The 15,857-nt window shown below is 66.9% G+C and carries 14 protein-coding genes; 8 read left to right on the forward strand and 6 right to left on the reverse strand.

Annotated elements, in window-relative coordinates:
• Window positions 1–67 precede the first annotated feature (67 nt).
• The gene (locus tag QZM15_RS00935; protein WP_059583104.1) at window positions 68–481 is read left to right on the forward strand and encodes a helix-turn-helix domain-containing protein; all 414 of its coding nucleotides are present in this window, start codon (window positions 68–70) and stop codon (window positions 479–481) included.
• Between the two features lie 71 nt (window positions 482–552).
• Here QZM15_RS00935 and QZM15_RS00940 read toward each other — a convergent pair whose 3' ends face one another.
• Window positions 553–951 (reverse strand): nuclear transport factor 2 family protein, encoded by a 399-nt coding sequence (locus tag QZM15_RS00940; protein ID WP_059639222.1) that lies wholly within the window; start codon window positions 949–951, stop codon window positions 553–555.
• Between the two features lie 82 nt (window positions 952–1,033).
• Here QZM15_RS00940 and QZM15_RS00945 point away from each other — a divergent pair, with 82 nt between their 5' ends.
• Window positions 1,034–1,975, forward strand: coding sequence for a LysR substrate-binding domain-containing protein (locus QZM15_RS00945; RefSeq protein ID WP_059582593.1), 942 nt, complete (start codon window positions 1,034–1,036; stop codon window positions 1,973–1,975).
• A 362-nt stretch (window positions 1,976–2,337) separates the two neighbouring features.
• Window positions 2,338–2,550: a hypothetical protein gene (locus QZM15_RS00950; RefSeq protein ID WP_059583102.1), complete on the forward strand. Its 213-nt coding sequence runs from the start codon at window positions 2,338–2,340 to the stop codon at window positions 2,548–2,550.
• 75 nt (window positions 2,551–2,625) lie between these two features.
• On the opposite strand, the gene QZM15_RS00955 is transcribed toward QZM15_RS00950, so the two are convergent.
• The 3 genes from QZM15_RS00955 to QZM15_RS00965 form a co-directional block, all read right to left on the reverse strand.
• A complete protein-coding gene (locus QZM15_RS00955; protein ID WP_059582592.1) occupies window positions 2,626–3,051 on the reverse strand; it encodes an NUDIX hydrolase in 426 nt (141 codons plus the stop codon).
• 167 nt (window positions 3,052–3,218) lie between these two features.
• Entirely contained in the window at window positions 3,219–4,607 is a 1,389-nt protein-coding gene (locus QZM15_RS00960; protein ID WP_059639225.1) for a nucleobase:cation symporter-2 family protein, read from the reverse strand.
• A gap of 153 nt (window positions 4,608–4,760) precedes the next feature.
• Entirely contained in the window at window positions 4,761–5,738 is a 978-nt protein-coding gene (locus QZM15_RS00965) for a LysR family transcriptional regulator (RefSeq protein ID WP_302105588.1), read from the reverse strand.
• A 132-nt stretch (window positions 5,739–5,870) separates the two neighbouring features.
• On the opposite strand from QZM15_RS00965, the gene QZM15_RS00970 reads away from it, so the two are divergent.
• The 3 genes from QZM15_RS00970 to QZM15_RS00980 all read left to right on the forward strand — a co-directional run bounded on the left by QZM15_RS00970 (window position 5,871) and on the right by QZM15_RS00980 (window position 8,319).
• Window positions 5,871–6,590 (forward strand): SDR family oxidoreductase, encoded by a 720-nt coding sequence (locus tag QZM15_RS00970; RefSeq protein ID WP_302105589.1) that lies wholly within the window; start codon window positions 5,871–5,873, stop codon window positions 6,588–6,590.
• A 239-nt stretch (window positions 6,591–6,829) separates the two neighbouring features.
• Complete coding sequence (locus QZM15_RS00975) at window positions 6,830–7,165, forward strand: putative quinol monooxygenase (RefSeq protein WP_059582584.1); 336 nt, start codon at window positions 6,830–6,832, stop codon at window positions 7,163–7,165.
• Window positions 7,162–8,319: an iron-containing alcohol dehydrogenase gene (locus QZM15_RS00980; RefSeq protein WP_302105590.1), complete on the forward strand. Its 1,158-nt coding sequence runs from the start codon at window positions 7,162–7,164 to the stop codon at window positions 8,317–8,319. Before QZM15_RS00975 ends, QZM15_RS00980 begins: the two co-directional genes overlap by 4 nt.
• 130 nt (window positions 8,320–8,449) lie before the next feature.
• On the opposite strand, the gene QZM15_RS00985 is transcribed toward QZM15_RS00980, so the two are convergent.
• Entirely contained in the window at window positions 8,450–10,630 is a 2,181-nt protein-coding gene (locus QZM15_RS00985; RefSeq protein WP_302105591.1) for an ornithine decarboxylase, read from the reverse strand.
• 506 nt (window positions 10,631–11,136) lie between these two features.
• On the opposite strand from QZM15_RS00985, the gene QZM15_RS00990 reads away from it, so the two are divergent.
• Both QZM15_RS00990 and potE read left to right on the forward strand, forming a co-directional pair.
• Window positions 11,137–13,437, forward strand: a complete 2,301-nt coding sequence (locus QZM15_RS00990; protein ID WP_059582574.1) for an Orn/Lys/Arg decarboxylase N-terminal domain-containing protein — start codon at window positions 11,137–11,139, stop codon at window positions 13,435–13,437.
• Window positions 13,438–13,495: 58 nt separating this feature from the next.
• Window positions 13,496–14,881 (forward strand): putrescine-ornithine antiporter, encoded by a 1,386-nt coding sequence (gene potE / locus QZM15_RS00995; RefSeq protein ID WP_059582571.1) that lies wholly within the window; start codon window positions 13,496–13,498, stop codon window positions 14,879–14,881.
• Window positions 14,882–14,888: 7 nt separating this feature from the next.
• On the opposite strand, the gene QZM15_RS01000 is transcribed toward potE, so the two are convergent.
• Window positions 14,889–15,797: a LysR family transcriptional regulator gene (locus QZM15_RS01000; RefSeq protein ID WP_124658391.1), complete on the reverse strand. Its 909-nt coding sequence runs from the start codon at window positions 15,795–15,797 to the stop codon at window positions 14,889–14,891.
• Window positions 15,798–15,857 lie beyond the last annotated feature (60 nt).

The raw sequence follows: 15,857 nt of genomic DNA on the forward strand, positions 1-15,857 counted from the left end.
GCGGCAGTCTAGCAATGCGTGGGCGTGGATGAAAGAAGGCACACGCGTGATACTGGGAGCCAGAGAGTTGGATCGAGATGAACTTCTTCAATATTCGCAGACCGTGTGTGACGGCCTGCGGGACGATGATGACGGGTTGCGGCGGGAGGTGCTTGCCCATGCCGGAAGCCGTTGGTCGCTCGGTGTCGTGCACACGCTCGGCGTGTACGGCAGGCTGCGCCATGCGGAAATCGGCAGGCGCATGCACGGGGTGACTCAGCGCATGTTGACGCGCACGTTACGGCAGCTCGAGCGTGACGGCCTCGTGCGCCGTCACGATTTCGAAGAAGTCCCCCCCAGAGTCGAATACGAGTTGTCCGACACGGGCATGGACCTGCTCGTTCGCATGGTCCCGCTGTGGACCTGGATCGTCGAGAATGCGGACCGCTTCCGTGAAGCGAGGCGGAATTTCGACAGGCAGCACCGCGACGCAAACGCGTAGTCGACGCCGCCGCGGCGGTGGAGCGGCGCTGCACAAATGCCGGCGCTCGGTATCGCGCGACATCGATTCGGTCACGCGTACTTGTCGCCGACCGTACTGCGAATCGGATGGGTGTCGTAGACGATGATCATCCGTTCGATCAGCCCCGCGATGTCGAACTCGAACACGTCGACGCACTCGAAGCGCGCCACCGAACCGTCTTTCAGGGCCCAGTCGTAGATGAAGTAACCGGTCGCACGTCGAGCGCCTGTCGTGCTGACGCAGATATCGATCGGTGTAATCTTGCTTTCTCCCGATGCGGCAGCGACCTTCGAAAAGAAGGGTTCGGCGTGCATCCAGCCGAGAAACGGCGAAAAAATCCGCGCGTCCGGCGTGAATAGCGCGCAGATGGCGCCCACATCGCCTCGCTCCAGCTCTCGAAGGTAAGTGCGAACCTGTTCCGTATAGAGTGATGCCGACGTTGAGCCCAAAATTATCCTCCGATCATTCGTTGACGCTCCCGTTCATGCGTAGGAGCGGGGTATCCGGTAGACGCACGATAACGACGCACCGATGACCGAACAATCGAAAAATTTGCAACCCGGGTATGCGGCGCATGCATATCCGCTGGCCGACCTGACGCGGCCGCTCCCGCCGTTGGCGGCGATTCAGTCGTTCGTCGCCGCGGCGCAGCTCGGCAGCGTCAGCAAGGCGGCGGATCATCTGTGCCGTACGCAAGGCGCGGTGAGCCGCCAGATACAGCAGTTGGAAACGCATTATCGATGCGCACTGTTCGTGCGCCATGTATCGGGGCTGACGTTGACCGCGGAAGGAAATGCACTGCTGACGGTCGCGGTCGACGTGCTCACGCAATTGGTCCAGCACGCGGATTCCCGAGCACGGGCGACCGCGGTGCTCACGTTGAAGTTGCCGTCCACGTTCGCCGTTCGCTGGTTGCTCCCGCGGCTGCCGGACATTCATCGTGCGATGAGCGGGACGGAGCTGCGTATTTCGACATCCGCGGACGATAAGCCGGATTTCACGACGTCCGACGTCGACGCCGTCATCGTGCGCGGCACGGGGCAATGGACCGGCATGGAGGCGGTAGCGCTATTTCCCGAGAGGCTCACGCCGATGTGCGCGCCCGCCTTGGCAACATCGCTGCGATCCGTTGCCGATCTCGCGCATGTCGATTTGCTCCATCCGGGGCCCAGCCATGCGGAGTGGCGATGCTGGCTCGATCAGGTTGGCGCGCGCCAGCTCGATGCGGGACGCGGGCTGGTATTCGATACCCTCGAATTGACGCTCGCGGCATCGACGGAAGGGCACGGCATTGCAATCGGCGACCCACGAATGGCAAGAGACCGGCTCCGCGCCGGATCGCTGGTGACACCGTTCGAGGAGGTGGTTGAAGACGGCCTGTCGTACTTCCTCGTCTATCCGCCGCAACGTGCGGAACAACCGAAAATTCGGGCCCTTGCCGACGTCTTGCTGCGACTTGCGCGAGAAGACTGATCGACAGGTGAGCGGCCGATTCGGCATTCCTCCCGATCTTCCTGCCCACCGACGCTAGATACGGAACGCCGCCGGCGGGTCTGCGTCCGTCGAAAATGCCGCGCTTGCCACCGCGGCGACGCTTCGACTCCGCGGATGCCGCGCCGAATCCGATGCGGTCCATCGATACTTGTGCTCCCGGACAGGATCATGCCGCGCCCGCGTCGCGCACCGACGCCGTACAACGGCCGCGTCCATGCAAACTTGATCGGGAAAAGCACTAGACGTACGGGAATTATTTCCCGGCTATAGTGGAATGACTGAAGGTAGATGCGGCGCTTTTTGCCGATACCGACCAGGTCTTGACCGTAGACGGGTGCTGTATGAAAAATAAAATCGAAAAGACCGCCGGACCGATGTGGGGTATGGCGGCAGGATTGCTTCTCGCGGTGGCGGGGTTGAGTCTCGGCATCCTCCCGAAGTCCTTGCATGGCTCGGGAAGCGCAAACGACTTCATGGCGTTCGGCGTCGCGATGCTGGGCATCTTCCTCGTCGTCTATTCCACGCACGAACTGCGCAGAAAGCGCTTGCACTGAGCGTTCGCGCGTCGATCCGCGAAAAAATCGATTCCGGCGGGCCGGCGGCTCGCGCGTGCCCGCGCCTTCGACGTGCTATGCGTTGCGGATTTCGTGCTTGTAGACGAGTTCGACGATGCGTTTCGTCGGGATGCTCGCGCGCAGTGCCTCGACGCCTTTGATCGGAAACCACCTGCATTTCTCGATCTCGTTGTTCGCTTGCGGCGTATGGTCCGGGCCGACTTCCGCGAAGAACACGTGATGGATTTTCGCGAGCCCGGTGAACTGCATCGCGTACACGAGATCGTGGCCCGTCATGCCGGTTTCTTCGCGCAACTCGCGATGCGCGGCGTCGAGCGGCGTCTCCCCGCGCTTGATCGTGCCGCCGGGTAGCGCCCAGCGCGACGACGCACGCGCGACGAGCAAGACGTGCTCGCCGCGGTAGCAGACGACCGTCGCGCGCTCCTTGATCGGGACGGCGCTCGCTTCGGCGGCAGTGTTGGGCGCTGGCGTTCGGGGCATGGCGCCATTCTAACCAGCGTCGATCGTTCGGCCAAGCGGCGCCGATCGGGCTGGACGACCGGTCGTCGTCGCGTGGCCGACGGCTGCGCGACGGGGCGGGGCGCGCGGGACGCCGTTCGCACGGGGCGGCCCGCCACGTGCACCGCGCCGCCGCACGGTTCGTTCGGTTACTTCTTTTCCGGCAGGAACCAGTTCATCACGAGCGCGCAGATACCGCCCGTCGCCACGCCCGATTCCAGCACGTTCTTCAGCGCATGCGGCAGGCTGTTCAGGATGTCCGGCACCTGCGATACGCCGAGGCCGAGCGCCAGCGACACCGCGATGATCAGCAGCGCGCGACGGTCGAGGTGGATGCCCGCGAGGATGTTGATGCCCGATGCGGCCACGGCGCCGAACATCACCATCGCCGCACCGCCGAGCACGGGCTCGGGCACGGCCTGCAGCACGCCGGCGACGACCGGGAACAGGCCGAGCACCACCAGCATCCCCGCGATCCAGATGCCGACGTGACGGCTCGCGACGCCGGTGATCTGGATCACGCCGTTGTTCTGCGCGAATACCGAGCTCGGGAACGTATTGAACACGCCGGCCAGCAGCGAGTTCGCGCCGTTCACGAGCACGCCGCCCTTGATCCGCTGCATCCACACCGGCCCTTCGACCGGCTCGTTCGAGATCTTGCTGGTGGCCGTCACGTCGCCGATCGCCTCGAGCGACGTCACGAGGTAGATGATCAGCATCGGCACGAACAGCGCCCACGAGAAGCCGATGCCGAAGTGCAGCGGCGTCGGCACCTGGAACAGCGCGGCCTGATGCATGCCGGTGAAGTCGAGGCGGCCGAGGAACGCGGCGGCGAGATAGCCGATCGCGAGCGCGATGACGAGCGCGGTGCTGCGCACCCACACGACCGGCACGCGGTTCAGCAGGATGATCGTGCCGAGCACGAGGCCCGACAGCGTCAGGTTCTCGGCGCTCGCGAACGTGCCCTTGGCCATCGCGCCGTAGCCGCCGCCCATGCTGATCAGGCCGACCTTGATCAGCGTGAGGCCGATCAGCAGCACGACGATGCCGGTGACGAGCGGCGTGATCAGGCGCTTCACGAACGGCAGGATGCGCGACACGCCCATCTCGACGAACGACCCGGCGATCACGACGCCGAAGATCGCGGCCATCACGGTCTCGACCGGCGTGCCCTGCTTGACCATCAGGCTGCCGCCGGCGATCAGCGGGCCGACGAAGTTGAAGCTGGTGCCCTGGACGATCAGCAGGCCGGCGCCCAGCGGGCCGAAGCGCTTGCACTGGACGAAGGTGGCGATGCCGGAAATCACCAGCGACATCGACACGATCAGGGTCGTATCGCGGCTGGACACGCCGAGCGCCTGGCAGATCAGCAGGCCGGGCGTGACGATCGGCACGATGATCGCCAGCAGGTGCTGGAGCGCGGCGACGAAGGCGACCATCGGCGCCGGCCGGTCGTTCGGGCCGTAGACGAGGTCGCGGGCCGATTCTGCGGCGTCGGCGCCGCGGGAGGCGGATTGGGCGGAGGAGGCGGGTTGCATGGCGAGCGGGCCGGACGAGGTGGAAAGTGCGGCATTTTAGCCGAAGGGCCTGCCGGCGCCGCCGGGCCGGGCCGCAATGGTGACGAGCCGGTGGATCGCAAAAGGCGCCCGATCGGCGGCCGGCTGGTTCGAACTGCGGGATGTGACCAACGGTCAGCCCGCGACGCGTGCTCCGTTGCCGCGCGCCGTGGTGCGCGGCGGGCGGGAATCCGGATACGCGCGCTGGCAGACGGCGATGACCGTATCGCGCAAGCGGCGGTGCACGGGGTCGCCGTGCATGCGCGGATGCCACAGCGCGGACACGAGGATCGCCGGCAGACGGACCGGAATCTCGAAACTGCGCAGCCCGAGGACTTCGGTGAGCCCCGGCGAGCACGCATTGCCGAGGCTCGAACGCGGCACCAGCGCGATCAGGTCGGTGCTGGCGGCGACACGCATCGCGTCGGGGTAGCCCGGCACGACGACGTGCACGGCGGGGCCGGGGCCGGCGTTGCCGGTCGTGTCGTCGGCCGGCCCGGCGAAATCGCCGAGCTGGGCCGCCATGACGTGGCGGCACGCGGCATAGCGCGCGGGCGTGATCCGGGCCGACGCGAACACCGGATGCCCGGCGCGCGCCACCGCGACGTGCCAGTCGTGAAAGAGCATGCGCGTGTGCAGCTCGGGCGCGTCGTCGCCGCGCTTGCCGATTTCCAGGTCGACCGTGCCGTCGCGCAGCGCTTGCGGATCGCGGTCGAGCTTCGGGACGAAGCGGATACGCACGTGCGGCGCGACGTCGGCCAGCGCGGCGACGACCGGGCCGGACAGCATTTCCATGAACGACGCGGCGGCCCGGATCGTGAACGTGGCCGTGAGCGTCGCGAGATCGACGTCGGCCGTCGCCGGCCGGAGCACGGCGCGCGCGTCGCTCGCGACCGCATGCACGCGGTCGCGCAGCGCGGCTGCGTGCGGCGTCGGCACGAGCCTGCGCCCGGCGCGCACGAGCAGCGGATCGCCGGTGGCGATACGCAGCCGCGTGAGCGTGCGGCTCATCGCGGACGTGCTCAGGCCCAGCCGGCGCGCGGCGGCGGTCACGCTGGCTTCCGACAGCAGCACGTCGAGCGCGGTAACGAGGTTCAGGTCGATGTCGTCCATGCAGACAGGATACGCCTTTGTGCCGATAACATGGCGTTGAATGCAACTATCGATTGCATTGGGTGCGTCTGGCGCCTGTCGTGGCGCGCGCCTATAGTGGGCGCATGACGAAACACGGCAAAGGCGAAAACCATGCAATCGACTGAATCGAATCGACGAAACGCGCCCGCGATCCTCCTCGTCGCGGCGTCGCGCGGCCTCGGGCTGGCGATGGCGGAGGCATTCCTGAAGAAGGGCTGGAACGTGACGGGCACCGTGCGCGCAGGATCGGGGCGCACCAAGCTGCATGACCTGGCCGACCGGTTCGACGGCCGGCTCGAGATCGGCACGCTCGACATCTGCGAGCCCGCGCAACTGGCCGTGCTGCGCGAGCGCCTGTCGGGCCGGCGCTTCGACATGCTGTTCGTGAACGCGGGCACGACCAACGATCCGAACGAAACGATCGGCGAAGTGACGACCGACGAATTCGTGCGCGTGATGATCACGAATGCGCTGGCGCCGATGCGTGCGATCGAGACGCTGCAGGATCTCGTGACCGACGACGGCCTGATCGGCGCGATGTCGTCGGGGCAGGGCAGCGTCGCGAACAACGTCAGCGGGATGCGCGAGGTGTATCGCGGCAGCAAGGCCGCGCTGAACCAGTTCATGCGCAGCTTCGCGGCGCGTCAGGCCGATACGCGCCGCGCGCTGGCGCTGATGGCGCCCGGCTGGGTCCGTACCGAACTCGGCGGGCCCGATGCGCGCCTGACCATCGACGAGAGCGTGCCGAGCCTCGTCGACGTGCTGCTGGCGAAGCGGGCGCGGCCCGGGCTCGAATATCTGGACTATCTGGGGCGGACGGTGCCGTGGTGAACGACGGAGGCGGCGCAAGCGCGCGGCGGCCGGCCAGGTTCCGGCTCGTCGTGAGCGTGCCGCGGGATTCGGCCTGTGGTTCGCGGCCTGTCGCGGCACTGCGAAGGCCGCGCCGATTCAATACAATGCGACGACGCGTCAGTGATACGGTGCCGCCTCATCGCGTTTGAATCCATCCGGCTCATCGCGGATGGGGGCGCTCCCGTCGCGACGGGCTTGTGTCGAACATGGAGCGCAGTATGAACGAACCCTATCTGCAGGTCATCGCGCATTTCTTCGCGAAACCCGGCAACGGCGACCGCGTGGTCGAATTGCTGGCCGAACTCGCGCCGGCCACGCGTACCGAGCCGAAAAACCTCGACTACGCGTACTTCCGGTCGCCGGAGAACCCCGACCACATCGTGATCCTCGAGCGTTACAGCGAGGCCGACGGCCTCGACGTGCATCGGGAAACGCCGCATTTCCAGCGGATCGGTGTCGGCGCGATCATGCCGTTGCTCGATCGTCGCGAGGTGATCCGCTACATGGTGCAGCCGGACACCGGCACGGCGACGGCCCCGGGAGGCGCCCGATGAACCCGTTTCAATTCCGTACCGTTCCGACGCAGATCGTCGAATTCGGCGCCGCGCGCCGGCTCGGCGCGCTGTTGCGCGAACGCTTTCCGGCGCTCGCGCGGCTGTGCGTCGTCACCGATGCGTTCCTGCATCGCAGCGGCGTGCTCGCGCCCGCGCTGGCGAGCCTCGCCGCGCACGGCTGGCAGGTCACCGTGATCGACGACGTGATCGCCGATCCGCCCGAGCACGTGGTGCTCGACGCGACCGCGCGGGCCGTCGCGGCCGATGCCGAGATCGTGCTCGGCCTCGGCGGCGGCTCGTCGATGGACGTCGCGAAGCTGATCGCGGTGCTCGTGCCGGGGCAGCAGGCGCTGGCCGACATGTACGGCGTCGACAAGGTCACGAGCGCGCGGCTGCCTCTCGTGCAGATGCCGACCACGGCCGGCACGGGCTCCGAGGTCACGGCCGTGTCGATCGTCACGGTCGGCGAGGCGCGCAAGATGGGCGTCGTGTCGCCGCACCTGTTCGCGGACGTCGCGATCCTCGACGCGGAGCTCACGCTCGGCCTGCCGCGCGCGGCGACGGCCGCCACCGGCATCGACGCGATGGTGCATGCGATCGAGGCGTACACGTCCGCGCGGCTGAAGAATCCGGTGTCCGACATGCTGGCGACGCACGCGCTGACGCTGCTGTCGCGCAACCTACTGGCCGCATGCGACGACGGGCAGAACCGGCACGCGCGCGAAGCGATGCTGGTCGGCGCGATGTTCGCGGGGCAGGCGTTCGCGAACGCGCCGGTCGCGGCCGTGCACGCGCTGGCCTATCCGGTCGGCGGGATCTTCCACGTGCCGCACGGTTTGTCGAACGCGCTCGTGCTGCCGCACGTGCTGCGCTTCAACGCGCCGGCCGCCGCGCCGCTGTATGCGGAACTGGCGGCGATCGTCGCGCCGTCGGCCACGGGCAGCGACGAAGCGAAAACGCGCGCGCTGATCGCCGAGATCGACCGGCTGATCGTCGCGACGGGCATTCCGCGCACGTTGCGCGAGGTCGGCATCGGCGAGGCCGACCTGCCGAGGATGGCGTCGGACGCGATGCTGCAGACGCGCCTGCTCGTGAACAATCCGCGCGAGGTGACCGAGGCCGACGCGCTGGAGATCTATCGGCAGGCGTGGTGACGCGGCGGGCGCGCGTGGCGCATCGCCCGGCACGATTCACGACGCGCGCACGACCGGCCGCGCGAGCCGTGCCGCAACCCACGTGCATGCCGGCGCGACGGCCACGAGCGTGCCGAGCCGCCCGCCGTGCCTACATGCGCGACGCGTCGGCGCCGGCTGCCACCACGTACGCCGACGCCTGCTTCGTGCCGTCCGGCTTCGTCTGCAGGTACACACCCTGGATTTCCGGTTCGAAGCCGGGCAGCGCGTTGATCCCGGCCTCCAGCGCGCGGAAGTAGTCGAGCGCCGGGCCGCCCCATACTTCGCCGGGCACCACGCAGAAGATGCCGGGCGGATAGGGCAGCGCGCCTTCGGTCGCGATCCGGCCTTCGATGCGATCGAGCGTGACGAGTTCGACGTCGTTGCGGATCAGCTCGGCATTCGCGGCCTGCGGCAGCATCGCCTGCTTCGGGAACTGCGCACGCCGGAACATCTGTTTCTGCAGATGCTTCATGTCGTGGCTGCGATAGAAATCATGCATGCGCTGGCACAGCTGCCGCAGGCGCATCGTGCCGTACAGCTCGGGATAGGCTTCGCACAGCGACGGAATCGCTTCGCGCAGCGGTGTGTCCTGATCGAGATGGCGTTCGAATTGCGCGAGGTGAGCGACCAGATGCTGCAGCTTGCCGAAGCTCTCCGACGGCGTGAGCAGGAACAGGATCGTGTACAGGTCGGCCTTCTCCGGCACGACGCCGTGCTCGCGCAGGTAGCGCGCGAGGATCGGCGCCGGCGCGCCGAACGGCGCGTATTCGTGCGTGTCGCGATCGATGCCGGGCGTGGTCAGCAGCAGCTTGCACGGATCGACGAAATACTGGTCGTCCGCATAGCCTTCGAAGCCGTGCCACGTGTCGGCCGGGTGGAAGCGGAAGAAACGCAGGTCGTCGACGATCTGCTCGGTCGGGTAGTCGGCCCACGGGCGGCCGTCGATCTGCTGCGGAACGAACGGGCGGATCTGGCGGCACGTTTTCAGCAGCAGCTTGCGCGCATCGACGCCGTGTGCGACGCAGTCGCGCCACAGGCGCTTGCCGGCCGGGCCCGCATGCATCTGCGCGTTGACGTCGAGCGCCGCGAACATCGGATAGAACGGGCTCGTCGACGCGTGGATCATGTACGCGTTGTTGAAGCGCCGGTGATCGCAGAAGCGCTTCTGGCCTTCGATGTGGCTGTCCTTCTTGTGGATCTGCGACGTCTGCGAGAAGCCGGCCTGCTGCTTGTGCACCGACTGCGTGACGAAGATGCCGGGATCGTCGGGCCCGAGCGTCAGCATCAGCGGCGAGCAGTCCTGCATCATCGGGATGAACTGCTCGTAGCCGACCCACGCCGAATCGAACAGGATGTAGTCGCATAGATGCCCGATCCGGTCGACGATTTCGCGCGCGTTGTAGATCGTGCCGTCGTAGGTGCCGAGCTGGATCACCGCGAGCCGGAACGGGCGCGGCAGATCGGCGCGCTCGGGCGCGACGTCGCGGATCGCGTCGCGAATGCGCGCTTCGCCGAGCGCCGCGCTGTCGACGCCGCCGATGAGGCCCCACGCGTTGCGCGCGGTCTCGAGGTAGACCGGCCGCGCGCCGGACAGCACGAGCGCGCCGAGGTGCACCGACTTGTGGTTGTTGCGGTCGAACAGCACGAGATCGCCGGGCGCGAGCAGCGCGCTCGTGACGACCTTGTTCGACGTCGACGTGCCGTTCAGCACGAAATACGTCTTGTCGGCGTTATAGATCCTTGCGGCGTTGCGCTGTGCTTCCAGCGCCGGCCCTTCGTGGATCAGCAGGTCGCCGAGCCGCACGTCCGCGTTGCAGAGATCCGCGCGAAACAGCGTCTCGCCGAAGAAATCGAAGAACATCCGGCCGAGCGGGTGATTGGAGAAGAACTGGCCGCCCTGATGGCCGGGGCAGTCGAACTCGACGTAGCCGCGCTGCACGTAGTCGCGCATCACCTTGAAGAACGGCGGCAGCAGACTCTCGCTGTAGATGTCGGCGGCGGCGGAAATCTGCCGGCCGTAGTAATGGCGGCCGCCGTGGCGGAGCTGGATCACGCCGCTCGCGCTCGGCAGGACCGACGGCGGCACTTCCTGGTCGGGCTCGACCGCGACGAAGAACGGAATCGCGAAGCCGGTTCTTTCGACGGTTTTCAGCACCTTTTCCGCGGAATCGATACCGACGACGATGGCCGCGATATTCGTGAAATCGGTCTGAAATACGTCGACCTGTTCGTGCGTGGTGAGGAAGGCGCCGATCAGCGCCGGCTCGACTGCGATTTTCAACAGGCTCACGCGAACTCTCCGGTAAATGACCTGAAACGGGAGCCGCATTCACGCCGATGCGTCATGTCGATACGACGCGCGCCGCAGCCGATTGAAATGCTCCCGCGAATGCGGAATGCCGAATGCGCACCGCGCCGGGAAGCGTCGAGCAGCGCGGCACAGCCGTGATCGGACGGTGCTCGGCGCCGCCGATCGTAGCAATAAAGGCACGCGAATTCAATCGACCAGAATCGTCAATGTCATTGACGGATGAGCCTAATCAATTGATCGGCAATTGACGTGCTGCAGCGCATATAAAAATGATCCAATGATGAAATCCTATTGGAAAGGCGCCGATGGTTTCACCGAATCGTCGGCTTTTCATCGAATGGCGTTCATGGCATAGTCGGCTCCGAACTGGGTGGCGAATCAAGCCGGAATGGCGAGCGTCTCGTGCCACTGCCCGTGACCTGCCGTCCGCGTGCGCGCGAGACGAACGATACCAATCGAAGCAACCCAACCGCGAGGGCAACAACATGAACACTTCCGTCGGCGGCATTCGCCGTCTCGGCATGCGTGCGCTACTGGTCGACGACGAAATCGCGCAGGAAACCGCCACCGGCCGCGCGGTCCGCACGCTGAGCGCGGAACTCGCGCAACGCGGCATCGACGTGTTGACGGCCACGTCCGCCGACGATGCCGTCGTGCTGATCCGCTCCGATCCGTCGATCCAGTGCGTGCTGCTCGACTGGGATCTCGGCGTGGACGGTCACGGGCCGTCCGAGGCGGTGGTCGACGCGATCCGGCATCGCAACGGCAGCGTGCCGATCTTCCTGCTGGCCGACCGCAGCGTCGCGTCGACGGTGCCGGCCGCGGTGATGGGCAAGGTCGACGATTTCGTGTGGCTGCTCGAGGATACGGCCGACTTCATCGGCGGGCGCATCCACGCGGCGATCGAACGCTATCGCTCGACCGTCCTGCCGCCGATGTTCGGTGCGCTCGCGAAGTTCTCGCGCGTCTACGAATACTCGTGGCATACGCCGGGCCACACGGGCGGCACCGGCTTCCTGAAATCGCCGGTCGGCCGCGCGTTCTTCGAATACTTCGGCGAATCGCTGTTCCGCTCGGACCTGTCGATCTCGGTGGGCGAACTCGGCTCGCTGCTCGATCATTCGGGCCCGATCGGCGAAAGCGAGCGCTATGCGGCGCGCGTGTTCGGCGCGCATCGCACGTATCACGTGACGAACGGCTCGTCGACGTCGAACCGCATCATCCTGATGGCGAGCGTGAGCCGCGACCAGATCGCGCTGTGCGACCGCAATTGCCACAAGTCGGCCGAGCATGCGATGACGATGTCGGGCGCGATTCCGACCTACCTCGTGCCGACGCGCAACCGCTACGGGATCATCGGGCCGATCGCATCGGAGCGCCTTACGCAGGCGGCGATCCGCGAAGCGATCGCATCGAACCCGCTCGCGGCCGGGCTGGCCGATCGCCAGCCGAAGCACGCGATCGTCACGAATTCCACGTACGACGGCCTCTGCTACAACGTCACGCGCGTCGAGGAATTGCTCGGCGCGAGCGTCGACCGGCTGCACTTCGACGAAGCGTGGTACGGCTACGCGCGCTTCAATCCGATCTACCGCGACCGCCATGCGATGCACGGCGACCCGCGCGACCACCACAAGGACCGGCCCACGGTATTCGCGACGCAGTCGACGCACAAGCTGCTGACCGCGCTGTCGCAGGCGTCGTACATCCACGTGCGCGACGGCCGCAGCCCGATTCCGCATGGCCAGTTCAACGAAACGTTCATGATGCACGCGTCGACGTCGCCGAACTACGCGATCATCGCGTCGAACGACGTCGCGGCCGCGATGATGGACGGCCCCGGCGGCGCCGCGCTGACGCGCGAATCGATCGAGGAGGCCGTCGCGTTCCGGCAGATGATCGCGCGAATGAACAATGAATTCGGCGCGAAGGGCGACTGGTTCTTCGAATGCTGGCAGCCCGATACCGTGCTCGAGGCGCGCACGGGCCGCACGCTGCCGTTCCACGAAGCGCCGCCCGAGCTGCTCGCGAGCGACCCGGCGTGCTGGGTGCTGCGCCCCGGCGCGCAATGGCACGGCTTCGGCAATATCGAGGACGGCTACTGCATGCTCGACCCGATCAAGGTGTCGATCGTCACGCCGGGCGTCGCGCCGGCCGGCGGCCTGATGCCGGTCGGCATCCCGGCGAGCGTCGTCACCGCGTATCTCGATGCGCGCGGGATCGTCGTCGAGAAGACCACCGATTTCACGATCCTGTTCCTGTTCTCGATCGGCATCACGAAGGGCAAGTGGGGCTCGCTCGTCAGCGCGCTGTGCGATTTCAAGCGCGACTACGACGCGAACCTGCCGCTCGACATGGCGATTCCGTCGCTCGCGAACGAGCATGGTTCGCGCTATGCGGGCATGGGGCTCAAGGATCTGGCCGACACGATGTTCGCGGCGATGGAGCAGCTCGGCACGACGCGGCTGATGTCGGAGGCGTTCTCGATCTTGCCGACGCCGGAGATGAGCCCGGTGCGCGCATACGAGCATCTCGTGCAGGGCCGCGTCGAACAGGTCACGCTCGACGAGCTGGCCGGGCGCACGGTGGCCACGGGCGTCGTGCCGTATCCGCCGGGCATTCCGCTCCTGATGCCGGGCGAGAACGCGGGGCCTGCCGGCGGCCCGGTGCTCGGCTACCTGAAGGCGCTCGAAGCGTACGACCGGCGTTTCCCGGGCTTCGCGCACGACACGCACGGCGTGGAAGTCGAGGACGGCACGTACCGCGTGTACTGCCTGACGGCCTGACGAGCGAACGAACGAGCCACCGGCCGCCCGGCGGCCTCACATCGAAGGATCGAACACCATGGACAACGCAGCGCACCTGTCCGGCGCGGCCACGACGGCCGCGCCGAAGAACCGGATGAACGTCTGGCAGCTCACCGTCCTCACGGCGGTCAACATGATGGGCTCCGGCATCATCCTGCTGCCGGCAAAGCTCGCGCAGGTCGGCACGATCTCGCTGCTGTCGTGGATCGTCACGGCCGGCGGCTCGCTCGCGCTCGCCTATGCGTTCGCGCGCTGCGGGATGCTGAGCCGCAAGCCGGGCGGGATGGGCGGCTACGCGGAGTACGCGTTCGGCAAGGCCGGCAACTACATGGCGAACTACACGTACGGGCTGTCGCTCGTGATCGCCAACGTCGCGATCGGCGTCACGGCGGTCGGCTACGGCACCGTGCTGTTCGACGCGACGCTGTCGCCGCTGCAAACGGGCCTCTGGACGATCTTCCTGCTCGTGCTGACGACGGTCGCGAACTTCGGCGGCTCGCGCATCACCGGCCGGATCGGCGCGGTGACGGTGTGGGGCGTGATCATTCCGGTCGTCGTCGTGTCGCTGATCGGCTGGTTCTGGTTCAGCGGCGCGACCTGGGGCGCGGCGTGGAATCCGCACGACCTGCCGTTCGGGCCGGCCGTGGGCGGCTCGATCGCGGTGACGCTGTGGGCGTTCCTCGGGCTCGAATCGGCGTGCGCGAACTCCGACGCGGTGGAGAATCCGGAGCGCAACGTGCCGATCGCCGTGCTCGGCGGCACGATCGCGTCGGCGATCTTCTACATCGTGTCGACCAACGTGATCGCCGGGATCGTGCCCAACGCGATCCTCGCGAAGTCGAATGCGCCGTTCGGGATCGCGTTCGCGACGATGTTCACGCCGGCCGTCGGCACGATCGTCACCGCGCTGATGGTGATCGCATGCATCGGCTCGCTGCTCGGCTGGCAGTTCACGGTGGCGCAGGTGTTCAAGAGCTCGGCCGACGTCGGCTACTTCCTGCCGGTGTTCGCGCGCGCCACGCGCACGGGCACGCCGATCGTCGGCATGGTGATCCTGCTGGTCGCGCAGGTCGCGCTGGCGCTGATGACGATCAGCCCGGAGCTGAGCAGCCAGTTCCAGAAGATCGTCGATCTCGCGGTCGTCACGAACCTCGTGCCCTACGTGATGTCGATGGCCGCGCTGATCACGATCCAGAAGGTCGCGAAGGTGCCGCCCGGCAAGGCGCTGTTGACGAACGTGGTCGCGATGGTCGCGACCGCGTACAGCTTCTACGCGCTCTACAGCTCGGGCGAGCAGGCGCTGATGCTGGGCGGCCTGTGCGTGTTCCTCGGCTGGACGCTGTTCGGCTTCGTCAGCGCGCGCTTCTACCAGATGGAAGTCGATGCGCACGTGAAGGAACCGGGAAAGTCGCTGCAGGCGTGAACAGGCCCTAACGCTGCCGCTGCGTCAGCAGCGGCGGGAGTGCTCGTTTCAGCAGATCGACGACGGCGCGCACGCGCGGCGGCAGCGGCCGCTGCGCGTGCACCAGCACGTTGAGTGCGAAGTCGGGAACGTCGTAGTGCGGCAGCAGGCGGACGAGCCGGCCGTGCGCGAGCGCATCGGCGCAAGCCGGGTGCTGGACCACGCCGATGCCGCCGCCCGCCGCGATCGTGTCGAACATCGGGCGCCAGTGGCTCGCGGTCATGACCGTGCGGATCCGCGCGTATTCTACTGCGCCGCCGTCGCGCTGCAGCGGCACCTGTTCGTTCGCGAACACGCCTTTCACACGGATGAACGGATGGTTCGCGAGATCGGCCTTCGTGTCGATCGGGTCGTGCCGGTCGAGATACGACGGTGCGGCGACGAGCACGCGGCCGACCGCGCCGAGCGCATAGGCGACGAAGCCGCCGTCGCCGAGCTGGCCGACCCGGATCGAAATGTCGACGCCCTCGGTGACCGGATCGACGATGTCGTCGTTCAGCACGAGGTCGATGTGCAGCTTCGGATACGCGGTGCGGATCTGCATCAGCACGCCCGGCAGTACGACCTCGCCGAAGCATTGCGGCGCCGCGAGCCGGATCGTGCCGTCGAGCGCGTTTTCCGTCTTCGACACCGATGCAACGGCCAACTCTGCCGCCTCGAGCAGCGCCTTGCTGCGTTCGTAGAAGAGCCGGCCTTCCTCCGTGCACGCGAGCGTACGCGCACTGCGCATCAGCAGCCGCGTGCCGAGATGTTTCTCGAGTTTCTCGATGCGCTCGCTGACGGCCGGTTGGCCCATGTCGAGATCCCGCGCCGCGCCGGACATCGTGCCGCGCTCCACGACCCTGACGTAGATGCGCATCGTCGCCAACAAATCCATGAAGTCGCGCCTTTTGTCTTCCGGTACGATTTTGTGCCGATCGACGGATGGTATCAAAGC

This window comes from Burkholderia sp. AU44665 (assembly GCF_030504405.1).
Taxonomy (GTDB): Bacteria; Pseudomonadota; Gammaproteobacteria; order Burkholderiales; family Burkholderiaceae; genus Burkholderia; species Burkholderia semiarida.

What these genes read in the sequence shown, in the direction of transcription:
- QZM15_RS00945 (WP_059582593.1), top strand. Translation starts at nt 1,034, where the DNA reads ATGACCGAACAATCGAAAAATTTGCAACCCGGGTATGCGGCGCATGCA.
- QZM15_RS00950 (WP_059583102.1), top strand. Translation starts at nt 2,338, where the DNA reads ATGAAAAATAAAATCGAAAAGACCGCCGGACCGATGTGGGGTATGGCG.
- QZM15_RS00955 (WP_059582592.1), bottom strand. Translation starts at nt 3,051, where the DNA reads ATGCCCCGAACGCCAGCGCCCAACACTGCCGCCGAAGCGAGCGCCGTC.
- QZM15_RS00960 (WP_059639225.1), bottom strand. Translation starts at nt 4,607, where the DNA reads ATGCAACCCGCCTCCTCCGCCCAATCCGCCTCCCGCGGCGCCGACGCC.
- QZM15_RS00965 (WP_302105588.1), bottom strand. Translation starts at nt 5,738, where the DNA reads ATGGACGACATCGACCTGAACCTCGTTACCGCGCTCGACGTGCTGCTG.
- QZM15_RS00970 (WP_302105589.1), top strand. Translation starts at nt 5,871, where the DNA reads ATGCAATCGACTGAATCGAATCGACGAAACGCGCCCGCGATCCTCCTC.
- QZM15_RS00975 (WP_059582584.1), top strand. Translation starts at nt 6,830, where the DNA reads ATGAACGAACCCTATCTGCAGGTCATCGCGCATTTCTTCGCGAAACCC.
- QZM15_RS00980 (WP_302105590.1), top strand. Translation starts at nt 7,162, where the DNA reads ATGAACCCGTTTCAATTCCGTACCGTTCCGACGCAGATCGTCGAATTC.
- QZM15_RS00990 (WP_059582574.1), top strand. Translation starts at nt 11,137, where the DNA reads ATGAACACTTCCGTCGGCGGCATTCGCCGTCTCGGCATGCGTGCGCTA.
- potE (WP_059582571.1), top strand. Translation starts at nt 13,496, where the DNA reads ATGGACAACGCAGCGCACCTGTCCGGCGCGGCCACGACGGCCGCGCCG.
- QZM15_RS01000 (WP_124658391.1), bottom strand. Translation starts at nt 15,797, where the DNA reads ATGGATTTGTTGGCGACGATGCGCATCTACGTCAGGGTCGTGGAGCGC.